The following is an 18,006-nucleotide window of genomic DNA, read 5'->3' on the forward strand; positions in this document are numbered from 1 at the left end:
GATTAGCCCTTTACGCTTGAACCGATGTTGCTGGAAATGAACTGGCGCTGGAAGAAAATGAAAAGTGCGATAGCGGGTGCAGCGAGGACACAGGCGCCGGCAAGGATGGCGCCGAACGGGTTTGAAGCCGTCGCTGCCACGTTGGAGATGTAGTTGGCCAGTGAAACGGCCAACGGCTGGATGGACTGGTCCTTGGTCACCAGGAACGGCCACAGGAATTCGTTCCATGGGCCGATGAACGTCAGGAGGATGGCCGTGACGATCGCAGGCCGGACCAACGGAATGGCAATCTGCCACAGGATCCGGAGTTCGGATGCGCCATCGATCCTTGCGGCCTCGAACAGAGTTGATGGCAGCTGCATGAAGTATTGGCGGAACACAAAGACTGCCGTGGAATTGATGGCGAAGGGCAGGATCATCCCGAGGTAGCTGTCTGCGAGCCCGTAGTCGCGCACAATCATGACGTACAGCGGGATGAGCAACAGCTGGAACGGGATCATTTGGACCAGGAGCATCATGCCGAACACCACGCCACGGCCACGGAACTGCAACTGCGCCAGCGCGTAGCCCACCAACAGCCCGAACACCACGGTGAAGAATATGACGCCGCCGGTGAAAATCCCTGAGTTGACCAGGCCCCGGAGGAGATCGATGGACCCGTTGATGCTGTTGTAGTTCTCTCCGGTGAGGTTGGCCGGATTTGGGAATGCTCCCCCCACGGAGGTGTCCGGCGAACTTTGCAGCGAGCCGATGAGCATGTAGTAGAAGGGAAAGAGGAAGATGAACGCTCCGATAGCCAGCAGGATAAAGTTGCCGGCCCCGAGGCCCTTGCGCTTTTCCAGCGCGGAGCGCCCCGCTACTGAAGGTGAAGGTCCAAGCCTCTGGCTGTCGTCGTCGTTTGTTCGGTTGCTGGAGCTGACCACAGACACGTCAGGCCTCCTTCCCGCCCACAAGGCGTTTCTGAATCAAGGCAATCAGCAGCACGCCGATCACCAGCACTACTCCCAAAGCAGCAGCCACATCGGGATTCCCCTGGAGGATGCCCTTTTGGTACATCAGGAAGACCGGAGATGTGGAAGCGCCGTCAGGACCACCGCCGCCTGTGAGCAGATACGGCTCGGTGAACAGATTGGCACCGGTAATGGTGGCCAGGAGCGTGACCAGCACGCTGGCGGAACGTACGCCAGGGACCGTCACGTTCCAGAACTGGCTCCACTTGTTCGCACCGTCAACGGACGCGGATTCGTAGAGCTCGTCGGGGATGTTCTGCAGCGCAGCAAGGTAGAGCAGAATGAAGAATCCCAGTTGCTTCCATGTCACGTACAGGGCAACAGTGGGCATGGCGAGCCAGGAGTTGACCAGCCAGGACGGCTGCGGAGCGAGCGGCCCAAGCAAGGAGTTCACCAAGCCGTTTTGCTGGAACAGGAACAGCCAGACGCCAACAACGGCAACGCTCGCCGTGACATAGGGGACGTAGTAGCTGACGCGGAAAAAAGTCTTGAGCCGGGTGACCCGGTTCAAAGCGTTGGCCAGGACCAGCGACAACCCCACGGTCAGGGGAACGTTGATGGCCATGAACACGCCAATGTTGGCGAATGATCGCTGGACGGCTGGATCTGACAACACCGTGACGTAGTTTTCCAAGCCCACAAACGGACGATCCACTGGCACGCCGGGGGCGGTGAAGAAGAAATCGTGGAAGGAAATATAGACCGCGTACCCCAAGGGGTAGGCCAGTACGGCAAGGACGAAAATCACGTAGGGTGCGCTGAACAGCAACCCCAGCGGCTGTCGACCCAGGATACTCCTGCGCCGCAGCCGCCGGGCCCCCATGCGCCCATCGGCCTTCCCTGTCACGGATGTGCTTTCTGAAGAGCGAAGTGGCATGGGAACCACCAGCTACTTCTGGGCTGCCAGTTGGTTGATCTTCTCTGCCGCGCCCTTGAATGAGGCGTCAATGCTCTCATTGCCGAAGATGACGGACTTGGCATAGGCGGTGCGGAAGGTGGACCAGATCTCTACGGAGTTGGCTACATTCGGAACCTCAACGGTCCGGGCCGCCTGCTCGGCAAACTGCTCATAGGCAGGGTTCTTGGCGAAGTAGTCCGGGTAGACCGTGGTCAGGTCCTTGCGCATCGGCATCTGCCCGGTATCGCTCAGCAGCTTGCCGTCCTGATCCTGGCTCGTGGCGAACTTCAAAACTTCCCAAGCTGTGCCCTGGTTCTTGCAGGCAGAGTACATTCCCACGTTCTTGGCGTCGGAGAAGGTGTAACCGTCGTCCTGGGCCTTGGACCCGGGAACAGGGGCCGTTCCCCAATTGACCTTGCCCTGGTAGTAATTGATGGCCCACGGTCCGGCCAGGGAGATGGCCGCCTTGCCCTCGCCGAAGGAGTCGCCCTGGTAAACCTCGCTGGAAGCCAGCTTTTCCTTGTACAGGGTCTCGAACATCCCGGCTACTTGTTTCCCGATCTCATTGTCGAACGTAGCTTTGCCGTCCTTCACCAAGGGAGCTCCCCCGGAGGCTGCAGCGTAGAAAGGGTAGAAATCGAACCAGGACTGGAAAAAGTCGCTCGCGGGGGATGGCCACACAGCGTTGGCCGCCGCTCCGGATTTGACCAGCGTGCGCGCCGTGTCCAGGAACTCTTCCTGTGTTGCCAGCTTGGGGTTTTCCGGATCGAGTCCGGCTTTCTGGAAGAGGTCCTTGTTGTAGAAGAGGACTACGGGGTTGGACTTCCATGGCATCTGATACGTCTTGCCATCGGCAGACTTGTACTGGTCCGCGAGATCGCCAGTTCGGTCCTTGATGTACTGGGCGCCATCCGGGAATTTGTCCAAGGCGACCAGGCCGCCTTGCTTCTGGAACTGCGGCACGGCCACGGGTGCCGTGTTAAAGACCAAACACGGGGCGTTGCCTGCTGTGATGGCTGCTCCGATGACTTCCTCGGAAGATTTGCCGGCAGGGATCTCCTGGGCGTCGATCTTTTCGTCCGGGTGGCTCGCGTTCCACGACTCCACCATTGCCTTGCCCCATTTCACCTCGAACTCGTTGTTGGAGTACCAGATCTTAATGGGGCCCTTGGCTGAGGCGGCAGCATCGGCGCTGGTGCTTGTTGCACCGCCTCCGCAGCCGGCCATTGTGGCTCCCAGCACCGCCAAGGCTGCCAAAGACACTATTCGCATCGAGGTTTTTCCGTGCTTCATTGCAACTCCTAGATTGAAAATGGTTGGTGCGTTTGTTGCCCGGTCCCCGCAAGGCGGGAAGCATGCCACATCAGGTGCCGGCATTGATGAGCCCGCTGCCCGGACGTTCCCAGCAAGAGGGCGAGACCGCTGTGTTGCCTTGCGGCGACGGGAGACTGCTCGGGTGGCCTAGGCCGCGGACCTGACGGGACCCGTGGATCCACGGACCAGTAACCGTGGGGCGGGCAGCAGGATGTCCTCGGCCGGGGTTCCATTGAGATACTTGAGCAGCAACTCCGCCGCAGCTTGTCCCCACAACAGCGGATCGGCCGCAATCGTGGTTAGTGGGGGATTTAGGTATTGGGTGATTTCGGTGTTGTCGTAGCCAGTGATGGATAAGTCCGCCGGAACGGTGAATCCCCGCGTTTGGGCCAATGATTGTCCGGCGATGGCCATGAGGTCGTTGGCATAAACAATGGCGGTAGGCCGGTCTTGGCGGCTGAGGAGGGAATCGGTGGCAGCTGCGCCGCTGGCCGCAGTAAAGTCCGCTTCAATGAAGAGGTCGTCCTTGAGGCCTGCTTTTTCCAGCGTCTTTGACCACGCCCCGCGGCGGCTGCGGCTGTGAATATAGTTCTGTGGCCCGCCCACGTGGGCAACGCGGGTATGGCCCAGCGAGATCAGGTGTTGCACTGCGGAGCTGATGCCATCGGTATCGTCCATGCAGACTGCGGGAAAAGGAGAGTTGTATTCCGGGCGATTGAGGGTAACGGCGGGTAGGCCCAGCTCATCCAGCAGAGCCAAGCGGGAATCGTCGTTTCGCATGTCAGTCAGGATGACACCGTCAACGCGGCCATCCTCGGCGAGCTTTCGGTAGCTTTGCTCCTCTGTTTCTGGTCCGGAAGCGATGGACAGCACCAGGGTGTATTGATGCTCTACCAACGAGGTTTCAATCCCTGCGATAAAGGCAGGGAAGAACGGGTCTGTGCCTAGTAGTTTCGCATCGCGGGCAACCACAAGGCCCAACGCATAGGCCTTGGACGAGGACAACCCTTTGGCCCGGATGCTGGGCTTCCATCCCAGCTCCCTGGCAACTTGGAGAATCCGTGCCCGGGTGCCTTCACTGACGCCCGGTTGGCCGTTCAACGCGTAGGAGACAGCGCCCTTGCTGACACCGGCTGCACTCGCGACATCGTTGATGGTTACGGCCATTGCGTCTCGATTCTTCATTAGGTGACCGGCGTCACTTGACCGGTTCAGTTGTTTGTAAGTAAACCGGTTCAGTTGAAGTAAGTCAAGGCTCTCGGTAATCCGAGATTTTGGCTTAGGGTATTTCAATGTTCTCAGAATCCACACCGATGTCAGAGAAGCAGGCGTCACCCATCGGGCATGACCAGGCCATGGAAACCTCTCCTTCCGACCAAGACTGGTATAAGAAGGCGGTGGTTTATCAGATCTACGTGCGAAGTTTTTGTGATTCGAACGGGGATGGCGTAGGCGACTTGCAAGGCATCATCGGGAAACTTGATTATCTTCACATGCTAGGTGTTGACGTCCTCTGGCTATGTCCCGTCTATGTGTCCCCGCAGGATGACAACGGCTATGACATCAGTAACTACCAGGACATCGATCCCCTTTTCGGCTCCCTTCGGGATCTCGACGCACTGATTAATGGCCTGCATGACCGCGGTATGAAGCTCATCATGGACCTGGTGGTCAACCACACATCGGACGAACATCCTTGGTTCGTGGAATCCCGTTCCAGCAGGGACAACCCCAAACGCGACTGGTATTGGTGGCGGTCATCCGAGGCTGCGCCACCAGCGCATCCGGGTGCGGAACCCAACAACTGGGGCTCAGCATTTTCCGGGTCGGCCTGGGAATTTGATGAATCCACGGATCAGTATTATCTACATGTTTTTTCGCGAAAACAGCCTGACCTCAATTGGGAAAATCCGGAAGTTCGTGCGGCGATTCATCAAATGATGAATTGGTGGCTCGACCGCGGCGTGGACGGGTTCAGAATGGACGTCATCAATTTCATTTCCAAGGTGCCCACCTTGCCTGATGGAGTAACTGAACCGAACAAGCCCTACGCGGACGGAAGACCCTACTATGTCAACGGACCGAGGCTGCATGAATTTCTGCAGGAGTTCCATAGGAATGTCTTTGAACACCGTAACGACCAAATACTCACGGTTGGTGAGATGCCGGGAGTGCCTGTGGAAGACGCGGTGAGGTTCACGGAGCACGGTGGCCCAGGGTTGAACATGATTTTCCAGTTCGACCACATGATGTTGGACATGTCGCGCGGCAACAAATGGCTGCCCGGGGAGTTGCGGCTTGAAGAGCTGAAGGCCTGCTTGGGGCGTTGGCAGGAGGGGATGGCGGAGCGAGGCTGGAACAGCCTTTTTTGGGGTAACCATGACTCAGCTCGCGCCGTGTCCCGCTTTGGTGACGACAGCGAATACCGCGTCCAGTCGGCCAAGATGCTCGCAGGGGTCCTGCACCTCCACCGGGGCACTCCCTACGTTTACCAGGGTGAGGAACTGGGTATGACCAATATGGTTTTTGACGCGATCAGCGAGCACAGGGACATTGAAGTCACCGGGAAGCTAGCGGGCACGGTGGACAATCTGAGGCAGAAATCCTGAAGGCGGTGCGTCCTCTTAACCGCGACAATGCCCGCACACCGTTTCACTGGGATTCGACTCCCGGGGCTGGTTTCTCCAATGGCACGCCATGGATAGGGGTGAATCCCAATTCCAGTTCCATCAACGCCGAGGCACAAATCGATGATCCGGAATCTGTATTCACGTTCTACAGGCAACTAATCGGGTTGCGCCACTCCGATATTGTGATCTCGCACGGCGACTTCAGGATGCTCTTGCCCTTCGACCGGAATGTCTATGCTTTTGTGCGTTCCCTGGACGGAGTGGAGATGCTTGTCCTCGGCAACTTCTCAGATCGCGAAGTAGAAGCGGACATCGATGACGCTTCCTGGGCTTCTGCGGACCAGGTGCTTGGCAACTATGCCACTGAAGCATCGCTGATGATGCGCCCTTGGGAATTGAAAGTGTTCCGTCGCTGGCAGCCTCCTGTGGCTGCCATCTCGAATCAGCCATCCGTCCTTGAACCGGGGGTCGACCAGAATGACGGGAGGTCGCTGATGTGTGGACCAGAACGCTCGCTCTGTGATCACCCGGCTCCGGCGTCAAAGAACCAGGCTTCGGCCTTGGTGCGGCGAAAACCGCCCCGCCTCCCGCCCGGGCGCATCAGTAGATCACTGCTGCGAACGGCGGAAAGCGGGGCGGCAATCGGGCCCTGCATGGTTTGAGCCCGCTGGGGTGGGCTCAAGCCTGCTTATCGAGTTGGCTTAGTACCAGTTGTTGGCCAAGTGGAAGGCAAGGGCCGCCGAGGGGGAACCGTAGCGTTCCTTGATGTAGTTCAGGCCCCACTTGATCTGGGTCTGGTAGTTGGTCAGCCAGTCATCGCCTGCGGTTGCCATCTTCGAAGCGGGCAATGACTGCACGATTCCGTAGGCACCACTGGAGGTGTTGGTCGCGGTGGTCCGCCAGTTGGATTCCTTCTCCCACAGTGTGTTCAGGGCAGTCATTTCGCCCGGACCCCAGCCGTAGTTGGCGAGGATGCTGGCGGCGTATGCCTTGGCAGCGGCGGGATCGTCCACGGCCTTGGGAGTGGCGGCTGCGGCTGCGGCTGCAGCAGCGGCGGCATCGGCAGCCTGCTTGGCGGCTGCATCAGCGGCAGCCTTTTCGGCGGCGGCCTGTGCGGCAGCTGCCTGGTCGGCGGCAGCTTTCTCGGCCGCAGCCTTTTCGGCAGCGGCTTGTGCGGCAGCTGCCTGGTCTGCAGCGGCCCTGTCTGCAGCGCCCTTCTTGGCAGCAGCATCCAGGGACGCCGAGATTTCAGCTGTTTTGTTGCTGGCCTGGGCGGTAGCCTGCGTCTCGGACGCCCGGCTCGTTTCGGGGAGATTGAATGCGGCGTTTGCGGCCTGGCCAAGCGATGCGACGCCCAATGCTGCGGCAACGACTCCTGCAACAACAGACATTCGTTGCCCGGTCTTGCCGCGGCGTGCAGCGTTCTTCAGAACGCTTTGCGACTTCGTCAGGGGAGCGTTGTGTTCGTCACGGTGACGCGCGGAAGGGCGCGTCTGATCGTTGAATTCAGACATGTGTGATTACCTCTCAGCGCCTGCGGAGTTAGCTGTCGGGTTCGGATGAGGTCATCCGGCCGCGCGCGTAGCTGCGGCTTCACCCCAAGGGCAAGGAAAGTACTGTGCCCGGAGACTCTGGGTCCCCCGTCTCTGCCTCGAATGAGAACGGAACTCCGGGAAGTGGCAGAGCTCGGCGCATCCCGGGTGTGGGCCAGTTAGGGGCGACCCACCCTTTCGAAGGTACAGGAGGTTTCGGCTTAAGTCACATTTGGGTAACAGAGATCACGCTCACGGCGAGTCATGTTGCCCGATTCGTTATATGCGTTCGTTCAAAGCTGCGGGGAGTCGGAGAGTGAACTCCGTGCGTCCCGGCTGGGACGTTACTTCCACACTGCCGCCATGCGCCTGGACGATGGATTCGACGATTGACAAGCCCAATCCTGAGGTCCCTTCCGACCCCGATCTCGCCGCGTCAGCCCGGGCAAAACGCGAGAAGATACGCCCCTGGAAAGCAGCCGGAATACCAGGCCCGTTGTCCGTGACCGTGACCACCGCGCTACCGTCGGCGGAAAGCATGACGCCTGTGACCACCGTGGTACCGGGATCGGTGTGCTTGCGGGCGTTGGACAGCAGATTGGCCAGCACCTGATGCAGCTGGGTTGCGTCCCCGCGCACCGTAATGGGCTCGTCAGGGAGTTGGAGCTTCCAGATGTGGTCCGGTGCCATCACCTTTTCGTCGCTGACTGTCTCGATCACCAGCTGCGTCAGGTCCACATCCGTGACCTTCAACGGCTGGCCTTCGTCCAGACGCGCCAACAACAACAGGTCCTCCACAAGCGTGGTCATCCGTTCCGACTGGCTCTGGACCCGCGCCAGCGACTTCCTGCCGTCCTCCGTGAAGTTCTCCGTCATACGAAGCAGCTCGGTGTATCCACGGATGGCGGTCAGCGGTGTCCGAAGTTCGTGGGAGGCATCGGCAACGAACTGCCGGACCTTGGTTTCGCTCTCCTGACGGGCTTCCAGGGCCCTGGAAACGTTGTTGAGCATTTGGTTCAAAGCGTGGCCCACGCTGCCCACTTCAGTTCCAGGATGAGCGGCCGACGGCGGTACGCGCACCGCGAGTGCCACCTCACCGGCGTCGAGGGGAAGGCGCGATACTTTCGTTGCAACCTCCGAGAGTTGCTCCAGTGGCCGCATGGTCCGGCGGATGATCACGGTGCCGGCGAGGCCGATCAGCACCAGGCCGCCAAGTGAAACAAACACCATGGTCCATACCAGCGAGGCCTCGGCATTTTGCTTGTCAGCCAACGGCAGGCCTGTCGCAATCACATCGCCGTAATTGGTCTCAACTGCCACCAGCCGATAGTCGCCGTTGGACAATGAACGGTCTACGGGCCGGTTGTCGCGGGGGAGCGAGAGCAGGATCTGCTTGTCTTCTGCCGAGAGTGCGACGCGGCGACCGTTTGCGTTGAGGAAGCCCGAGTTGATGACCGTGGAACCATCGATCCTCGCGTTAAGTGTCCCGGCGCCTTGGCCACGGGCCTCAAGGGGATCCGGCCGACCGCTGGAGGGAAAGTTCGACGGCGGTCTGCCGAAGTCATTCGCGCGGCCTGACGCCTGCTCCAACTGCTTGTCGAGCTGTTTGTTGAAGTACATGTCCATGGAGGCGTAACTAACCACTCCAACTGCACCGCAAATCGCCACCAGCAATGCCATCGCCACCAGGACCAACCGCGTGCGCAGATGCCAGGTGGAGGGATTGAGCCAGTTCCGCTGGGTCTTACGGGCTACTCCGGAAGAGGTGGACAAGATTCAGTCCGCAGGCTTGATGACGTAGCCAGCGCCACGGATGGTGTGGATCATTGGCGGGTGGTTGGCTTCGATTTTCTTGCGCAGGTAGGAAATGTACAGTTCCACGATGTTGGCCTGCCCGCCGAAGTCATAGTCCCAGACGCGGTCAAGGATCTGTGCCTTGCTGACCACCCGCTTGGGGTTCTCCATGAGATAACGAAGAAGCTCAAACTGCGTTGCCGTGAGCTGGATGTCCTCGCCGGCGCGCGAAACCTCCCGTGTGTCCACGTTGAGGGTGAGATCACCCACCACCAGTTCCGCTGTATCCATGGCCGCAACGCCCGAGCGTTGTACGAGACGGTGCAGGCGCAGGAGAACCTCCTCCATGCTGAAGGGCTTGGTGACGTAGTCGTCCCCGCCGGCGGCCAGGCCAACGATGCGGTCCTGGACAGCGTCCTTGGCCGTGAGGAACAGTGCGGGCACTTCCGGCGCGAAGGCGCGGATCCGGTTGAGGACCTCGACGCCGTCGAATCCTGGAAGCATCACGTCCAGCACCAGCACGTCGGGGCGGAAGTCCTTGGCAAGCTTCACAGCTTCCGGTCCGTCGGCTGCCACCGCTACGGACCAGCCTGCCATGCGGAGGCCCATGCTCATGAGCTCGGCGAGACTCGGTTCGTCGTCCACCACCAAGGCTCGGATGGGGGAGCCGTCCGGGTGGGAAAGCTGGGGAAGGTTGTTCGTCATGGAGTGCGGGGATGCCATGTGACAACTCTCCATTCTGCTGGTTTGTCGAAGCTTTGCCGGTCCTGTGAGGATGCTGTGAGGTCAACACTAGCCACGTGGGAGTTCAATGGCAGGCGTTGCGGGAGTGCTGCAGTGAATACTCGCCTTCTACGGCTTGTAGCAGATTTTGAGGGAAAAATTCGAGCTTGGAGCAGGTTGCGATTGGACAGCAAGTGTTTCAGATCTTGAGATTCCGTCCTTTTGCCCCTCATGGGAATCAGGGAGGTCATCATGCACTATCTGCCGAAGAAAATTCACGATAAGCCGAATATTTCTCGCCGAGACCGAATGAAATGACGTTCATTTTCGGTGGGGGAAGAATTGTGATCTGCGGCACAATAGACCCTCTTGTCTCAAAATGTGGACGGTTTCACGCTTTGTTACTTGCGTGTTGCCATTGTTACGTTGCACACTTCCAATGTGAACAAGAACTCAACAGCACCTGCAGCCGCAGCAATCTGGTCCAGCACACCCGCTGGCGACGAGACCCGCTGTTGTCGAATGCAAGCCTAACTTTCCACCCCGAAGAAGTTTCAGGCATTCGCCCCCTAGCCCAGCGTTGGGCGCCCTTCCCCAAACTCATTGCGGGGACAACCAGCATTCGAAGCCGCGATGACGGCTATTCACTTTTGAGGTAATCACTCCATGTCAGTTGCATCCGGTTACGTCCACATCTCCGTCCGAAACGCCAACAAGGCCGCTTCCAACGCAGGCCTCCGCCCCGGCTTCGGCAACCGCCCCGGCTACGCCCCCGCCACCCAGGGCAACGGCCAGCAGGCTCCCGGCTACGTGCCCCAGGGCTACAACCCCAACTCCTACGGCCAGTTGCGGGCAGTTCCCACCAATGAGCCAGCACCCATGACGGCGCCTACTCCCGTCATTGCGCAGTCTGACCGCCTCCGTCCCGTTGCCAACGACAACGTGGCCCGCGGCTTCGTGCTCTACATGGGCATTGACGAAGAAACTGCAGCAGCGGCCGGCACCTCCATTGCCAAGCTCGCCCAGGAAATCCGGGCCTACGCCCAGTCCCTGGTCACCGGCGCTGAGAGCTACGCTGCAGTCGCCGTTGCACCCGCCGGGGCACCCGGCTCCGCGCTCGACGTCGTACGTTCCACTTTCGGTGACCCCACGGTCGCCGCCCGCCAGCGCACCGAGGCTTCACGCCCGGCACCGCAGCAGGAAGCCCGCCCCTCCGGCGTGTTGATCGACCTCGCCCGCCGCGAAGTCCACCTCGACGGTGAGTCGCTGAACCTGACGTTCAAGGAATTTGAGCTCCTCAACTACCTCGTCGAAAACGGCACCCGCACGGTTGGCCGCGACGAACTGCTTGAGGGCCTGTGGCGCAACGCCGAAGAAGTGCCCAACGAGCGCACCATCGACGTCCACATCCGCCGCCTCCGCTCCAAGCTGGGCCGCCTCGCCAACACCGTACGCACCGTGCGTGGCCAGGGCTACCGCTTCTACGAGCACCCTGAGGTCATCGTCTGGGCCGCTCCGGAATACTCGATCTAGCTATTGCTTCCGCGAAAGCGCCTGTCCTGTAAAGGGCGGGCGCTTTCGCTTTTGCGGGACGATCCCTCGGCGCCTGCGCTCGTACCTCACGCAACAACGGCGCTTTCGGGATGCCGCGCTGCGCTGCAGCGCCCCCGCTGCGCTGCAGCGCCCTCTCTTCGGTGGGACGCTTTCGAGCTTTCGGGGCCAGTGAGCATGTGCCTTCGCGGCGCTAAGGTTGTGGAATGAGTGACCATCACATCAGGCGCCTTGTGATCATGCGCCACGCCAAGGCGGATTGGCCCATGGGGGTCCCGGACCATGAACGTCCCCTCGAGGAACGCGGACACCGTGAAGCTCCGCTGGCTGGGCGATGGTTGCTCAAGCATGGGGTAGTTCCAGACTTCATTCTGTGCTCGTCTGCGCTGAGGACCCGCCAAACCTGCACGTGGGTGTGCGATGAGTTGGGGGACAAAGCCCCGACGCCTAAGCTCGAGGACGGCTTGTACGCCGCCTCGGCAAACCGGATGTTGACCGTGATCAACCATGTCCCGGACACTGTCACCACCTTGATGGTGATCTCGCACATGCCCGGTGTCCAGGACCTGGCCATGCGTCTTGCTTCGCGCGACTCGGACCATGATGCCTACATGGATGCCGCCACACGGTTCCCAACCAGTGCTTTGACCGTGATGGAGACTGAGAAGCCTTGGGCGGAGCTGGATGGGCAGGACGCTCGTCTGACGCACTTCAAGGTGCCGCGGCGCTGACTTTCCCGCCAGGCTGTGTGATCCCCCGGCGTCCTTAGGCCGCCAGATCCGCCACCTTTTGGGCGTCACTTATGTGGGCTTCCGAAAGTGAGCGGGCAGACGCTACGTCTCCGTCCGCAATTGCCCGGGCAATTTCTACGTGTTGTTCGGCGGCCTTGTGCGCCCAGTCATCCTTGCCGAGATTCGCTGCTGTGGAAACCGCAAGCCTGGCTATGGCCCGGCGATGCGCATCGGCTAGGAATTCGTTACCACTGGCTTCGACGATCAGGTCGTGGAACTGCCTGTTGATTCGCGTTGACTCCCGTACGTCACCGCTTTCAATGGCTTTCGCGAACCCCGTTGCTGCGTCGTTCAGCCGCGCGAACCAGGCAGGAGCGATCTGTCCATCGCGGGCCCGCGCGGCTGTCAGTTCGGCTGCGAATCCTTCAAGATTGCGTCGCAGATCAAACAGGCGGCGTTTGGCGTCGTGGTCCAAACCTGCAACTACTACGCCGCGGGCTGCGGGCGTGAGCAGGCCTTCGGCAAGCATGCGGCTCAGCGCTTCCCTTACGGGTGTGCGGCTGACTCCCAATTCCTCTGCTATCGATGCCTCCGGAAGGCGGTCCCCGGCGGTGTAGGTGCCGTCGAGAAATCTGGCCCACAAGACGTCGTAGGTTGAGCGTGCTGATCCTGTTCCTGCCGCGTCTGAACTCATGACCTAAGTATACAAGGCATGCGAAAACAGCTATTGCATTCATTGCATGCAATGCGTACGCTGAGTGTGGGAGGTGGTCATGGACATTGGGTCTGTAGCCCTTATGGCTTTGGCCGGCACAGCTGCCGGCGCAATAAACGCGGTTGCAGGTGGCGGGTCGCTGGTGACCTTTCCAACCCTGCTCGCGCTGGGCTACCCGCCCGTCGCGGCCAACGTCATCAACACGGTGGCAGCCTTCCCGGGTTATGTGGGTGGCGTTTGGGGCTATCGCAGGGAACTCAAAGGACAGGCCCGCAGGGTCGCGATCCTGGGAACCACCACCGTGGTTGGTGCCACAGTGGGATCAGCGCTCCTGCTGGTGGGACCGGAATCAACATTTGTTGCTGTGGTTCCGTGGCTGGTGCTTGCATCGACCCTGCTGCTGGCAGCGCAGCCCGTCTTGACCAAATGGGCAGTCGCACGCGTGGGTGGGGTTCAGAATTCAAGCGTGAGAGCTGAACGACTGCATGCCAGCAGTCTCGGTCAGTTGGGTGTGGCTACCTATGGTGGCTACTTCAACGCCGGGCTGGGCATCATGATGCTCGGTGTTTTGGGCATTACCCTCGATGAGCGGCTTCCCCGGCTCAACGCACTCAAGAGTGTGCTGTCCGCCGTCGCGAGCGCTGTCTCCCTTGTCTTCTTCGGTATCTTCGCGACTGTCGCGTGGCCCGCGGCATTTGTGATGGCCGCCGCTGGACTGCTCGGAGGATGGATCGGTGCCGTTCTGGGCCGACGCATTCCGGATGTCCTGCTGCGGCGTTGCGTAGTCATTTTTGGCCTTGTCATTTTCGTCGTTCTTTGGATGGATCATGCTTCCTCAACGCACTAGCTTGCTACTGCAAAATGCCTTTATTTTGTCCCTCGACCCGGACGTCCCCGATGGGATCACGGACATCCTGATCAGGGATGGCATTATCGAAAAACTCGGGCAGGGCCTCGCCCTCCCCAATGGAGTGGAACAGATAGACGGCACCGGAAACCTGGTGATGCCTGGTTTCGTAGACACACACTGGCATCTGTGGAATTCACTTCTGCGGGGAACAGTGGGGGATGGGCCCGGACGGGACTACTTCTCAGTCAAGCGTGGCCTCGCCCCCCACCTTAATGACGATGACTTCTACTGGTCCGCCAGGTTCGCCCTGGCAGAAGCAGTACAGAACGGAATCACCACCGTCCATAACTGGGACCACAACGTCCGCGGTGCGGGCGATATAGATGCGAACATCCAAGCGCATTTGGATTCGGGGTTGAGGGGCCGATTCTCCTATGGGCCAAGGGATTCCTCGGGTGCCGACGAAGTGATGGATTTCGACGGTCTGGACGATGCCATCAACAGATGGACTTCCGACCGCCTTGACGGGCGGATCCATTTCGGGGTTGCGTTGCGGGGACCCTATCGCACATCCACGGAGCTTGCTGCGCGGGAATGGAGCTGTGCCAGGGAACGCAACGTTCCCATCACCATGCATTGCGACCGCTGCATGCGGGAACCTGGTTGCCAGTCGTGTGGCCTGACCAGACTGGACCGTGAGGGATTGCTCGGACCGGACGTCCAGGTGGTTCACGCCGTGCACGCCAGCGCGGAGGACATTGAAGCCATTGCCCGGACAGGAACCAGGATTTCGGTGAGCCCACTTTCGGAAATGCGCACCATGGGCTTTCCGGTGGTCACGGAGTTCCTCGAAGCGGACGTTCTGACATCACTTTCTGTGGACACACTCGCCATGCCGGCAAACGCAGACGTACTTTCCAGCTTGCGGGCGTTGCTCTCCGTTGAGCACGCACGCACGAGACGGGCAACACTGACTCCTCGAATTGCCCTCGAGATGGCTACCATCCGTGCCGCCAAGGATCTTGGCATCGATGGCATCACGGGATCCATCAGACAGGGCAAACGGGCCGATCTGATCGTCTTCGACAGGTCAAGTACCTCGCTTCTTCCAACGGGTGATCCTGCCGAAAGCCTCGTCTATCACGGAACTTCCGCGGCAATCCGCACCGTCATCAGCGATGGACGCGTTCTTCTTCGTGAAGGCGAACTGGTACAACAGACGGCCCGCCAAGCCATCGATACGGCCACAGAGCGGCGCGACGCCCTGGTCCAGCGCGCAACGGCAGCCGGAACCTGGGACCAATGGATCAGCAACAATCAGGAAGGCAATCAACGATGATAAGCCAAAACAACTCAACGGCCGTGCCCAAGGAACGGCCTCCGGCGTCAGCGGAGCGTGTCCAACGGCTCGGCAGCTCCGGAGCCATGCTCATGTTCCTGCTTATCCTCCTGGCCTACTCAGTCAATGCAATGGACCGCATGGTTTTCCCGGTCCTGCTGACAGAGGTCAGGACAGAATACGGGTTTGGGCTTCCCGAGGCCGGGCTTCAATCCACACTCTTCGCCTTGGGAATGGGACTTACGGGTATCCCGGCCGGTATGGCCTTGCGCCGCGTAAACCGGAAACACGTCCTGATCATGGGTACCGTCCTCTTCTCCATCGCCACGGTACTCACGGTGTTGAGCGCCGGTTTCTGGGACATGCTGCTGTGGCGGGTCCTCAGCGGTGTAGGTGAAGCCTTGCAGTTGGTGGCCATCCTTACTGTGGCAACACATGCCTTTCCCAGGCACCGTGGCATCGCGATCGGTTCAGTAAACGTCGCCTTCGCCACGGGCGCGCTGGTGGGCCCAAACCTCGGAGTCTTCCTCCACCAGGAGTTTGATTCCTGGCGTGCTCCGATGATTGCCTTCGGAGCCATCGGGATCGTAGCTGCGCTTCTGGTTGCGGTGTTCGTCCGCTCGTCATTCACGGAACGGCGCTCCGTTCAGGAGGCAACCCATTACGTAGGTGGGGCAACCAGCTTTTTCAGCCGTAATCCCCTGATCCTGGCGGTGATCACAGTGCTGTTCGGTCTCATAGATTTTGGCTACATAGGAATGTATGCCAGTTTCCTGATCGAGCACCTGCATTTCAAACAGGCTGATGCAGCTCTTGCCGTCGGGTTATCCGGACTTGCGGCTTTCGCCTCTCCCCTGGGGGGTTGGCTTGTTGATCGCCTGACTCCCAAAATTGCCATCACATCGTTGAGCGTCGCGCAGGCCGTCTGTGGTGCTGCATTGTTCGCAGGACCCGCAACCGTTGCGTGGCAGGCCGTATGGTCGTTCCTCTTTGGGCTGGTGGCCAGCTCCGGGCTCTACGTTGGGCTCGTCGCTTCCCTGGTCAAAAGCATGAATGAATCCCACTCATCCCGCGCTTCAGGCCTCTTCACAACGTGCATCTACACGGCAGCGGGCTTCGCCGGGTTGGCCTTCAGCCTTCTTGTCGGAAACACCGACTGGAGCACCGCCGGCCTGGTCCAGATCACAGGCCTGTCCGTGGCCTCCGGTCTGCTGGCTTTGGCCCTGCGAACGGCCGACTTCAGTCGGCTGGCCCCTTCGGCCACTATTCCGGACCCCGTAACCACCACTCAGGAGTAACCAATGCAAACACTTTGGAAAACAACCCAACCCGTTGTTCCCGTATCCGGTTCCGACCACGGCTTCCCCGTCCGCCGCATCTACTGCGTGGGGAGGAACTATGTGGACCACATTCGCGAGATGCGTGAAGGCGACGAACGCGACGATCCGTTCTTCTTCCAGAAGCCAACTGATTGCGTCGAACTGGACGGCGCGGCCATCGCCTACCCGCAATCAACCGATGACTTCCAGTTCGAGGGTGAACTGGTAGTGGCAGTGGGCAAGCGGCTTCGCAACAGCCAGCCAGAAGATACTTCCGATGCTGTGTTTGGCTACGCTGCTGGAATCGACCTGACCCGCAGGGACCTGCAAAGAAATTCAGTGTCCCAGGCGCGTCCTTGGGAGCCAGGTAAATCGTTTGACAGCTCGGCTCCTTGCGGCCCGATCCTTCCAGCGGCATCGGTGCAGGACCTGGAAACCGCAACCTTGGTTCTCACTGTCAATGGAAAGGAGCGTCAGCGAACGAGCCTGGGCCTGATGATCTGGTCCGTTCCGGAAATCCTTTCCCGGCTTAGCTCCCTGTACACCCTGGAACCGGGTGACTTGATTTACACGGGTACCCCAGCGGGCGTTTCGGCCATTGTTCCCGGCGACCAGGTCTCCGTGGAGATTACGGGCCTTCCACAACTGAGCATCGCAGTGACCGAGCAGGAGGAATCATGAAACCGAGCGAACGGATCGACTATGAGGCGATTGTTGATCGTCCAGTGCGACTTCTGCCGGACGGCAAGAAGGTAGCGGTCTGGGTGATAGTCAACATTGAGGAGTGGAATGACGATGAGGCGATGCCGCGCACTGTCCTGAGTCCTCCGGCCGGCGGCGTCCCCACGCCGGACGTGCCCAACTGGTGCTGGCATGAATATGGAAACAGGGTTGGTTTCTGGAGGCTCTTGAAGGCGCTCGATGAGTTCGGCATCCCGGTGGCATTGGCCGTCAACGGCAAGGCCGTAACGTCTTACCCGGCGATAACTGCGGCTGCAAAGGAACGCGGCTGGGAGTTCATTGGCCACGGCTATGGCCAGAAAAACATGCAGAAAGTGCCGGACGAGCGCGAAGATATCCGGCTGACCACCGACGCCATCCGCCAAGCCACCGGCAAGGCCCCGCGTGGCTGGCTGGGTCCTGGCCTGACGGAAACCTGGGAGACGCCGGACATCCTGGTGGAGGAGGGCTATGAGTACGTCTGTGACTGGGTATTGGATGACCAGCCTGTTGAACTCCGTACGCGGACAAGGCCCATCACCAGCATCCCTTACACGCAGGAGTGCAATGACGTGGCAATGATGCTGATCCAGCACCATCCCGCCCGTGAATATCTCCAGCGTGCCAAGGACCAGTTTGACCAGCTTGCCGAGGACTCGGCGGAATCGGCCAGGGTTATGGCGCTGGTCATCCACCCCTACATCATGGCCGCGCCGCACCGCCTGACCTACTTCAAGCAGGCGCTGGCGCATATCAGGGCCGATGCCAGGTCTGTGTTCATGACGGGGGAGCAGATTCTGGATTGGCACCAGCAAACGGCCGGTTACCCTGTTTCGGATGCCCTTCAGGCATCTTCCGCTCGATGAGCGGCGCGGGAGCG

17 protein-coding genes and 1 riboswitch are annotated in these 18,006 nt (G+C 60.0%); of the genes, 9 read left to right on the top strand and 8 right to left on the bottom strand.

The annotated features are described in order from the left end of the window. Positions 1-2: 2 nt before the first annotated feature. The 4 genes from AC6I99_RS04125 to AC6I99_RS04140 all read right to left on the bottom strand — a co-directional run bounded on the left by AC6I99_RS04125 (position 3) and on the right by AC6I99_RS04140 (position 4,389). On the bottom strand, positions 3-758 hold the full coding sequence (locus tag AC6I99_RS04125) for a carbohydrate ABC transporter permease (RefSeq protein ID WP_497961918.1): 756 nt from the start codon (positions 756-758) through the stop codon (positions 3-5). A gap of 172 nt (positions 759-930) precedes the next feature. Beyond that, positions 931-1,833 carry a carbohydrate ABC transporter permease gene (locus AC6I99_RS04130; RefSeq protein WP_497961920.1) on the bottom strand — a complete coding sequence of 301 codons (903 nt, stop codon included), beginning with the start codon at positions 1,831-1,833 and terminating at the stop codon, positions 931-933. 66 nt (positions 1,834-1,899) lie between these two features. Further along, positions 1,900-3,201, bottom strand: a complete 1,302-nt coding sequence (locus AC6I99_RS04135) for an extracellular solute-binding protein (RefSeq protein WP_497960425.1) — start codon at positions 3,199-3,201, stop codon at positions 1,900-1,902. Positions 3,202-3,369: 168 nt separating this feature from the next. Beyond that, positions 3,370-4,389 carry a LacI family DNA-binding transcriptional regulator gene (locus tag AC6I99_RS04140; RefSeq protein WP_497960428.1) on the bottom strand — a complete coding sequence of 340 codons (1,020 nt, stop codon included), beginning with the start codon at positions 4,387-4,389 and terminating at the stop codon, positions 3,370-3,372. 125 nt (positions 4,390-4,514) lie between these two features. Here AC6I99_RS04140 and AC6I99_RS04145 point away from each other — a divergent pair, with 125 nt between their 5' ends. Beyond that, on the top strand, positions 4,515-5,831 hold the full coding sequence (locus tag AC6I99_RS04145) for an alpha-glucosidase (protein WP_497960431.1): 1,317 nt from the start codon (positions 4,515-4,517) through the stop codon (positions 5,829-5,831). Positions 5,832-5,836: 5 nt separating this feature from the next. Next, entirely contained in the window at positions 5,837-6,514 is a 678-nt protein-coding gene (locus AC6I99_RS04150) for an alpha-amylase family glycosyl hydrolase (protein ID WP_497960433.1), read from the top strand. A gap of 39 nt (positions 6,515-6,553) precedes the next feature. Here AC6I99_RS04150 and AC6I99_RS04155 read toward each other — a convergent pair whose 3' ends face one another. The 3 genes from AC6I99_RS04155 to AC6I99_RS04165 all read right to left on the bottom strand — a co-directional run bounded on the left by AC6I99_RS04155 (position 6,554) and on the right by AC6I99_RS04165 (position 9,901). After that, positions 6,554-7,366 (bottom strand): aggregation-promoting factor C-terminal-like domain-containing protein, encoded by an 813-nt coding sequence (locus tag AC6I99_RS04155; RefSeq protein WP_497960435.1) that lies wholly within the window; start codon positions 7,364-7,366, stop codon positions 6,554-6,556. Between the two features lie 5 nt (positions 7,367-7,371). Beyond that, positions 7,372-7,529, bottom strand: a riboswitch (cyclic di-AMP (ydaO/yuaA leader). A 134-nt stretch (positions 7,530-7,663) separates the two neighbouring features. Continuing rightward, positions 7,664-9,157: a sensor histidine kinase gene (locus AC6I99_RS04160; protein WP_497960437.1), complete on the bottom strand. Its 1,494-nt coding sequence runs from the start codon at positions 9,155-9,157 to the stop codon at positions 7,664-7,666. 3 nt (positions 9,158-9,160) lie between these two features. Next, positions 9,161-9,901: a response regulator transcription factor gene (locus AC6I99_RS04165; RefSeq protein ID WP_309931777.1), complete on the bottom strand. Its 741-nt coding sequence runs from the start codon at positions 9,899-9,901 to the stop codon at positions 9,161-9,163. 666 nt (positions 9,902-10,567) lie between these two features. Between AC6I99_RS04165 and AC6I99_RS04170 the strand changes: the two genes are divergently transcribed. Together AC6I99_RS04170 and AC6I99_RS04175 are read left to right on the top strand one after the other, a co-directional pair. Then, positions 10,568-11,434, top strand: a complete 867-nt coding sequence (locus AC6I99_RS04170; RefSeq protein ID WP_224166449.1) for a winged helix-turn-helix domain-containing protein — start codon at positions 10,568-10,570, stop codon at positions 11,432-11,434. A 224-nt stretch (positions 11,435-11,658) separates the two neighbouring features. Then, positions 11,659-12,183: a SixA phosphatase family protein gene (locus tag AC6I99_RS04175; protein WP_497960440.1), complete on the top strand. Its 525-nt coding sequence runs from the start codon at positions 11,659-11,661 to the stop codon at positions 12,181-12,183. A gap of 34 nt (positions 12,184-12,217) precedes the next feature. Here the strand turns inward: AC6I99_RS04175 and AC6I99_RS04180 are convergent, their stop codons facing one another. Next, complete coding sequence (locus AC6I99_RS04180) at positions 12,218-12,877, bottom strand: GntR family transcriptional regulator (protein WP_224166451.1); 660 nt, start codon at positions 12,875-12,877, stop codon at positions 12,218-12,220. A gap of 79 nt (positions 12,878-12,956) precedes the next feature. Between AC6I99_RS04180 and AC6I99_RS04185 the strand changes: the two genes are divergently transcribed. From AC6I99_RS04185 to AC6I99_RS04205, 5 genes are read left to right on the top strand one after another with little or no spacing between them, the layout of a single operon-like run. Next, entirely contained in the window at positions 12,957-13,745 is a 789-nt protein-coding gene (locus AC6I99_RS04185; protein WP_224094377.1) for a sulfite exporter TauE/SafE family protein, read from the top strand. A 25-nt stretch (positions 13,746-13,770) separates the two neighbouring features. Then, complete coding sequence (locus tag AC6I99_RS04190) at positions 13,771-15,087, top strand: amidohydrolase family protein (RefSeq protein ID WP_497960443.1); 1,317 nt, start codon at positions 13,771-13,773, stop codon at positions 15,085-15,087. Then, on the top strand, positions 15,084-16,385 hold the full coding sequence (locus AC6I99_RS04195) for an MFS transporter (protein ID WP_224166454.1): 1,302 nt from the start codon (positions 15,084-15,086) through the stop codon (positions 16,383-16,385). The genes AC6I99_RS04190 and AC6I99_RS04195 overlap by 4 nt, the downstream gene beginning before the upstream one ends. A 3-nt stretch (positions 16,386-16,388) precedes the next feature. Continuing rightward, positions 16,389-17,087: a fumarylacetoacetate hydrolase family protein gene (locus AC6I99_RS04200; RefSeq protein WP_224166455.1), complete on the top strand. Its 699-nt coding sequence runs from the start codon at positions 16,389-16,391 to the stop codon at positions 17,085-17,087. Beyond that, the gene (locus tag AC6I99_RS04205; RefSeq protein WP_224166456.1) at positions 17,084-17,992 is read left to right on the top strand and encodes a polysaccharide deacetylase family protein; all 909 of its coding nucleotides are present in this window, start codon (positions 17,084-17,086) and stop codon (positions 17,990-17,992) included. Before AC6I99_RS04200 ends, AC6I99_RS04205 begins: the two co-directional genes overlap by 4 nt. The last annotated feature ends 14 nt before the right edge of the window (positions 17,993-18,006 follow it).

The sequence above is a fragment of the Arthrobacter sp. TmtSoilC77 genome, from assembly GCF_059739415.1.